The sequence below is a fragment of the Bradyrhizobium sp. SHOUNA76 genome, from assembly GCF_023006445.1.
In the GTDB taxonomy this organism is placed as follows: domain Bacteria; phylum Pseudomonadota; class Alphaproteobacteria; order Rhizobiales; family Xanthobacteraceae; genus Bradyrhizobium.
Window position 1 is genome coordinate 1 of the sequence record NZ_JALBHA010000364.1, and the last position, 6,793, is coordinate 6,793.

Below are 6,793 nucleotides of genomic sequence, written 5' to 3' on the forward strand. Positions count from 1 at the left end.
CGTCGGCGCCAGCGGGGCCTGGTCAATCACCTTGCCCGGCATGGTCACGACGTTGTTGTCTTGGGCACCCCCCAACGCATTGCGGGCGGCGGTCCGATCGAACGGCGGCCGCTCGTTGCCGGTCCGCTGCCCGAGCACGCTGCGCAGCCGCAGAAAGATGAAGACCGCCAGCGCCAGGAAGATGATGGTGTAGATGTCCACGTCGTATTCGCTTTCTGGTCTTTGCTCTGGGTCTTCGCTTTGGGGTCGTCGCCGGGAAAATCAATCCGGCCAGTAGACCGTTCCATACGGGAACGGCAAGTCTACATCGCCATTTTAGGTCCGGGTCAGGTCCGTGGGATGTAGGCACGAAATCTTGCCCGGCCAATGGCGCCTTTTGGCACAGCGCCGAGTGTAGCGCGTTTTATGCTTAAGGGGAAACCCGATCCTGCCCGGAAATCGCGCATCTTCAATCGTTTAAGGCGCGAATTTGCGGAAAAGGCCGGGTGATCGTCACAGTTGCGGGCGCGGCCCGAATTCCCCTCCGGGACCGTTCGTCCTTGTGGAACGAGGCGGCCATATGTTAGCCAACCGCCGCGAAATTCAGCCCCAATCGGGTAAGGAGAGACTCTCATGACCAACGGTAACGGCACCCCTCCCGAGGCGGCCCAGGCTCCCCAGCTCAACGTGCTGGCGCAATATACCAAGGACCTTTCGTTCGAAAATCCGAACGCGCCGAGCTCGCTCCAGCAGCAGAGCCAGCCGCCCCAGATCAACATCCAGATCAATGTCAGCGCCAACAATCTCAGCGAACAGGAGTTCGAGGTGACGTTGTCGGTCGAGGGCAAGGCGGAGACGGCGGGCAAGATCATGTTCTCGTTCGAGCTCGCCTATGCCGGCGTGTTCCGCATCGCCAACGTGCCGAAGGAGAATCTGCATCCGCTGGTCATGATCGAGTGCCCGCGCCTGCTGTTCCCGTTCGCCCGCGAGATCATCGCGACCGCGGTGCGCGACGGCGGGTTCCCGCCCCTGATGCTGGATCCGGTCGACTTCGTCGGTCTCTATCGCCAGAACATGGAGCGGCAAATGGCCGCTCAGGGTGGCCAGACCGGCCAAGCCTAAGTAAGGCCTAACCAGCCGGAGGGGCAGCTGGAGCGACGAGATACTCGTTCCAGATCGCCTTGTCGCCGAGCGTCGCAATGAAGGCCCGGTGGGCCTCACGCTCGGCGTCCGACGTCCGCGGCGCAAGCGGCACCAAGCGCTGCCGCCGCGGCGCATCGCCCGCCGCATTGACGCGAATCTCCTGAGCGTCCGACGCCAGGAGCAGCTGCGACTGCCGCGCCCCGACCAGATCGACATAGACCTCTGCCAGCAGCTCGGCGTCCAGCAGCGCGCCGTGCTTGGTGCGGTGCGAATTGTCGATCGCATAGCGCGAGCAGAGATCGTCGAGCCGGTTGGACACGCCGGGATGCTTGCGACGCGCCAACAGCAGCGTATCGACCAGCCGTTCGCGCGGGATCGCCGCACGCTTGATGCGATCGAGCTCGGCATTGATGAAGCCGACGTCGAACGAAGCGTTGTGGATCACCAGCGGCGCATCGCCGATGAATTCCAGGAACTCGTCGACGACCTCGTGGAACAGCGGCTTCGTCGCCAGAAACTCGGCCGACAGCCCATGCACCGCAAACGCTTCCGCCGGCATGTCCCGTTCGGGATTGATGTAGACGTGAAAGCTCTGCCCCGTCGGCATGCGGTTGAAGATCTCGACGCAGCCGATTTCGACCAGGCGATCGCCGCGGAGCGGATCGAGGCCGGTGGTTTCGGTGTCGAGAACGATTTCGCGCATGTGTTGAGATCAGGGTCGTGGGAGCCGTGAGGCGGCGAATCAGGTTCGCCGGTGCGGCATCTTAACGACCTCGGCCAGGATGTGCTTGATTTGCGCGCGCACCGGCTCCAGTCCGTGTGACGTATCCACCACGAAATCGGCGCGCCGGCGCTTTTCGGCATCGGGCGTCTGCTTGGCGATGATGGCGTCGAGCTTTGCTTCGTCCATGGTGCCGCGCGCCAGCACCCGCTCACGCTGGAGTTCCGGCGAGGTCGAGACCACGACCACGGCATCCACCCGCTTCTCGCCGCCGGTTTCGAACAGCAGCGGGATATCGAGAACCACGACCGACGCGTTGGCCGCTTCCGCCTCGGCGAAGAATTTTTGCCGGGAGGCGCCGAGCATCGGATGGACGATCTGCTCGAGCTGCTTGATCGCGGCGGGATCGTGCACGACGCGCGCCGACAGCTTTGGCCGGTCGACCTTGCCGTTCACGGTGGTGCCGGGAAAGGCGGCCTCGATCGCGGGGGCGGCCTCGCCCTCATAGAGCTGATGCACGGCGGCATCGGCGTCGTAGACGGGTACACCGGCCTCCGCGAACAGTTTCGCGGTGGTGGATTTTCCCATCCCGATCGAGCCGGTCAGTCCCAGGATTCGCATCAACCTACAGCCATGTCGGTCATTTACACGGCAACTAGCCGTTCGCGTCGCAGGAACGCAAGCAGCGGCAGCAAAGGCAGGCCGAGAATGGTGAAATGGTCGCCTTCGATGCGCTCGAACAGATGGATGCCGAGCCCTTCGAGCTGATAGGCACCGACGCTGGTCGTGACGGCGTCGCCGGCGGCATCCAGATAGGCTGCAAGCTCGTCCTCGGTCATCTCTCGCATGGTCATGCGGGCGATCGAGACGTCTTCGAACACGATCTTGCCGTCATGCGCCATGGCCACCGCCGAATTCAGCTCGTGGCTGTTGCCGGCCAGATCACGCAATTGCGCCAGGGCCTGCGGACGGCCTGCGGGCTTGTTGAAGAGAACGTCGCCAAGAGCCAGGGTCTGATCGGCGCCGATCACATAGCTCCCGGGATAATGCGCCGAGACGGCTTTGGCTTTTTCGCGCGCCAGCAGCAAGCCAATCTCGCGCGGGTTCGAAAGCTTCGACGCAGCCTGAATACCGCGCTCGTCAATATCAGCCGTGATCACTTTGAATTCGAGACCGGCATTCGCCAGCAGCAGCTTCCGCGCGCCGCTTTGCGAGGCCAGGATCAACGGAGATTTGCCGAGCCACAGACCCATCGCGAAAACTATCCGGAAGGCCGGTTGCGTTGGCGATCGCTGTAGAGCTTCATGATCGCCGCCGCGGTTTCCTCGATCGAGCGACGCGTGACGTCCAGCAGCGGCCAATCATGCTTGGCGCTGAGCTTGCGCGCAAACGCGACCTCCTCGGTGACCGACTGCCTGTCAGTATAGGTGTCGTTGCCGGAGTCGGTCCCCATCGAGAGCAGGCGATTCTGACGGATCTGGATCAGGCGTTCCGGCGTCGCGTGCAGGCTGACCACGAGCGGCCGGGTCAGCGTCTCCAATTGCGAGGGCACCGGAATGCCCGGAACCAGCGGCACGTTGGCGGTGCGGATGCCGCGATTGGCGAGATAAATCGACGTCGGCGTTTTCGAGGTGCGGGACACGCCGACCAGGACGACATCGGCATCGTCGAGGCCTTCGACGTGCTGGCCGTCGTCGTGGATCATCGTGTAATTCAGCGCGTCGATGCGCTTGAAATATTCCGCGTTGAGGACGTGCTGAGCGCCGACGCGGCCGGTGGTCGCAGCCCCGAGATAGGCTTCGAACAGCTGCATCACCGGGCCGATGATCGACAGGCTCGGAACGTTGATCCCCTTGCACTTGTCCTCGAGCCTGGAGACCAGATCCTTCTCGAGCAGCGTGAACAGCACGATCCCCGGGGCTTCCTCGATCTCGTCGAGCACCCGATCGAGCTGCTTCTGGCTGCGCACCAGCGGATAGACGTGCTCGACCGGCGTCACGTTGGCGTATTGGGCCGCGACCGCCCGCGCCACGGTGATCAGCGTCTCACCGGTGGAGTCCGAGACGAGGTGCAGATGGAAATAATTGTTCGAGGTTGGCACAAAAACTCTTTGTATGAAGGCGGTGTGGTTTGTGGATTTCTGTGGAGCTTAACCCCTCGGAAAGGGTTGCGCGACACCAGGGGCGGGACAAGTGCCAATTTTCTTCACACCGCTGCCCATCTGAACAAGTTCGCGGGCCTGCCGGGATGGAAACGGGATTGCGCGGACAACTCTCTTGATAAGCCGCCGACAGAAAGGCGCAAGCCTTTGAAGCTGGCCGACTTATCGCAAGGCGCCAGGGGCCATCGGGATATGTTGATGGGTGTGAACAAGCGCACGTGAACCCGCGGACGGAATTGCATGAGTCCAATCCACGGTCACATAGACTCAAACCTTAAGAATCTAAGATTCTAGATTTGAGGAAGGCGCTTCAGACGGATATGTGTGCACGGTGAGACCTTAACGAGTTCTTACTATCCCCAGATCCTTTCGCTGGGCAGCAAGCCGGGCCGCGAAAATGTTCGAAGACGTCTATCTCTGGATCAAGGCGCTGCATGTGATCGCCGTCATCTCCTGGATGGCGGGCATGCTCTATCTGCCGCGGCTGTTCGTCTATCATTCCGAGGCCGAGATCGGCTCGAAGCAGTCGGAAACGTTCAAGGTGATGGAACGCCGGCTGCTCAAGGCCATCATCAATCCGGCGATGATCGTCACTTGGATCGCCGGGCTCTTTCTCGCCTGGTCAGGCCATTGGTTCTCGTTTGGCTGGCTGCACGTAAAACTGGCACTGGTCTTGGTGCTCTCCGCGGTCCACGGCTTTTTTTCCCGCTGGCTGAAGGATTTCGCCGCCGACAGGCGTCCGCGGTCCCAGAAATTCTATCGGATTATCAATGAGGTGCCGACCGTCCTGATGATTTTGATCGTCATCATGGTGATCGTGAAGCCGTTCTAGGCAGGGTGCGTGACGATTAGCTCAGCGCTTCGGCTTGCGGAACAGGGAGCGATTTTCTATATTGGCGATATCCCACCCAACGCAGGCGGATGTGGTTTTGTCTGAGCTTTCCAGAGGCCGGACACTGCATCAGGTTTGAAGCCTTACCGGCACCCACCTTGCCAGACCTGCGGACCTTATCTTCTCGCGTCCGCATTTCAGAGCCTCCTCGCACCCCTCCCAAGGTTACCCCACAGGACCACCCCAATGCGGGAAATTAAACTCGAAGACCTCAAGTCCAAAACGCCGGCCGAACTCGTCTCGTTTGCGGAGGAGAATGGGGTTGAGAACGCCAGCACGATGCGAAAGCAGGAGCTGCTGTTTGCCATCCTCAAGCAGCTTGCACTCGCCGAGACCGACATTGTCGGCCAGGGCGTCGTCGAAGTGCTCTCCGACGGCTTCGGCTTCCTCCGCTCGCCCGATGCGAATTATCTGCCCGGCCCTGATGACATCTACGTCTCGCCGTCGCAGATCCGCCGTTTCGGCCTGCGCACCGGCGACACCATCGAAGGCCACATCCGCAGCCCGAAAGAGGGCGAGCGCTATTTCGCGCTGCTGAAGGTCAATACGCTCAATTTCGAGGACCCGGAAAAGGCCAAGCACAAGGTCAATTTCGACAACCTCACGCCGCTGTTTCCGAATCAGCGTTTCCGCATGGAAATCGACGATCCGACGCGGAAAGACCTTTCTGCACGCGTGATCGACATCGTCGCTCCCATCGGCAAGGGTCAGCGCGCATTGATCGTGGCGCCGCCGCGCACGGGTAAGACCGTGCTGATGCAGAACATCGCGCACTCGATCACGCACAATCACCCCGAGTGCTATCTGATCGTGCTTCTGATCGACGAACGTCCGGAAGAAGTCACGGACATGCAGCGCTCGGTGAAGGGCGAGGTCGTGTCGTCGACCTTCGACGAGCCGGCGGTGCGTCACGTCCAGGTCGCCGAGATGGTGATCGAAAAAGCAAAGCGCCTGGTCGAACATGGCCGCGATGTCGTGATCCTGCTCGATTCGATCACGCGTCTCGGCCGCGCCTACAACACCGTGGTGCCGTCATCCGGCAAGGTGCTGACCGGCGGTGTCGACGCCAACGCGCTGCAGCGCCCGAAGCGCTTCTTCGGTGCCGCCCGCAACATCGAGGAGGGCGGCTCGCTGACCATCATCGCGACCGCGCTGGTCGATACCGGCAGCCGCATGGACGAAGTCATCTTCGAAGAGTTCAAGGGCACCGGTAACTCGGAACTGATCCTGGACCGCAAGGTCTCGGACAAGCGTACGTTCCCGGCGATCGACATCTCGCGCTCCGGCACCCGCAAGGAAGAGCTCATCACCGACCCGCAGGTGCTCAAGAAGATGTACGTGCTCCGCCGTATCCTCAATCCGATGGGGACGATGGACGCGATCGACTTCCTGCTCGACAAGCTGCGTTCGACCAAGAGCAATTCCGAGTTCTTCGACTCCATGAACACCTGAGTGCAGTGCAGCATAGGTTGCAGAAGTTTAGAGGGCGCCTTCGGGCGCCCTTTTTGTTGTGCGGGTTTGTTGCAGAGAATGTGCAGCATGGAAGCCAGCGCGATGTTGGAAGGCCTCTTACCTAAGCTGTTGATTTATAATAATAATCATAGAGGGCTCGATGCCCTTGTGGGTCGAGGCTGGGAAAAGCGCAGCAAAATGCTGAAGTGATATTGCGTTGCAATATGCTCGTTTGCTGCAGCATACAGCGCAGCAAGCGGTGCTTTCTTGTCATCCGGAAGGGACATTTGCCTTTTCGCCGGTAGCCGGACAAATAGGCCATGCATCCGCGAGACCAGACCATCTTTGCATTGTCGTCCGGCCGGGCGCCGAGCGCGATCGCCGTGGTCCGCGTGTCGGGATCTCAGGCCGGCCAGGTGCTGACGACCCTGGCGGGCAAGTTGCC

The 6,793-nt window shown here is 61.1% G+C and carries 7 protein-coding genes and 1 pseudogene; 3 read left to right on the forward strand and 5 right to left on the reverse strand.

Annotated elements, in window-relative coordinates:
* Positions 1–201, reverse strand: a pseudogene (locus tag MOV74_RS27570) (calcium-binding protein); the annotation flags it as partial.
* A gap of 411 nt (positions 202–612) precedes the next feature.
* Here MOV74_RS27570 and secB point away from each other — a divergent pair.
* The gene (gene secB, locus MOV74_RS27575; RefSeq protein ID WP_246929735.1) at positions 613–1,101 is read left to right on the forward strand and encodes a protein-export chaperone SecB; all 489 of its coding nucleotides are present in this window, start codon (positions 613–615) and stop codon (positions 1,099–1,101) included.
* Between the two features lie 7 nt (positions 1,102–1,108).
* On the opposite strand, the gene dnaQ is transcribed toward secB, so the two are convergent.
* Genes dnaQ through MOV74_RS27595 form a run of 4 tightly spaced genes read right to left on the reverse strand, consistent with a single transcriptional unit; the run spans position 1,109 to position 3,944 of the window.
* Positions 1,109–1,825 carry a DNA polymerase III subunit epsilon gene (dnaQ, locus tag MOV74_RS27580; RefSeq protein WP_246929736.1) on the reverse strand — a complete coding sequence of 239 codons (717 nt, stop codon included), beginning with the start codon at positions 1,823–1,825 and terminating at the stop codon, positions 1,109–1,111.
* Between the two features lie 39 nt (positions 1,826–1,864).
* The gene (gene coaE, locus MOV74_RS27585; protein WP_246929737.1) at positions 1,865–2,464 is read right to left on the reverse strand and encodes a dephospho-CoA kinase; all 600 of its coding nucleotides are present in this window, start codon (positions 2,462–2,464) and stop codon (positions 1,865–1,867) included.
* A gap of 23 nt (positions 2,465–2,487) precedes the next feature.
* Positions 2,488–3,096, reverse strand: coding sequence for a Maf family nucleotide pyrophosphatase (locus MOV74_RS27590; protein WP_246929738.1), 609 nt, complete (start codon positions 3,094–3,096; stop codon positions 2,488–2,490).
* Between the two features lie 8 nt (positions 3,097–3,104).
* A complete protein-coding gene (locus MOV74_RS27595; RefSeq protein ID WP_212243263.1) occupies positions 3,105–3,944 on the reverse strand; it encodes a pyruvate, water dikinase regulatory protein in 840 nt (279 codons plus the stop codon).
* A gap of 457 nt (positions 3,945–4,401) precedes the next feature.
* Here MOV74_RS27595 and hemJ point away from each other — a divergent pair, with 457 nt between their 5' ends.
* Together hemJ and rho are read left to right on the forward strand one after the other, a co-directional pair.
* A complete protein-coding gene (gene hemJ, locus MOV74_RS27600; RefSeq protein ID WP_246929739.1) occupies positions 4,402–4,836 on the forward strand; it encodes a protoporphyrinogen oxidase HemJ in 435 nt (144 codons plus the stop codon).
* A gap of 246 nt (positions 4,837–5,082) precedes the next feature.
* Positions 5,083–6,348: a transcription termination factor Rho gene (rho, locus tag MOV74_RS27605; RefSeq protein WP_008133567.1), complete on the forward strand. Its 1,266-nt coding sequence runs from the start codon at positions 5,083–5,085 to the stop codon at positions 6,346–6,348.
* Positions 6,349–6,793: the final 445 nt, after the last annotated feature.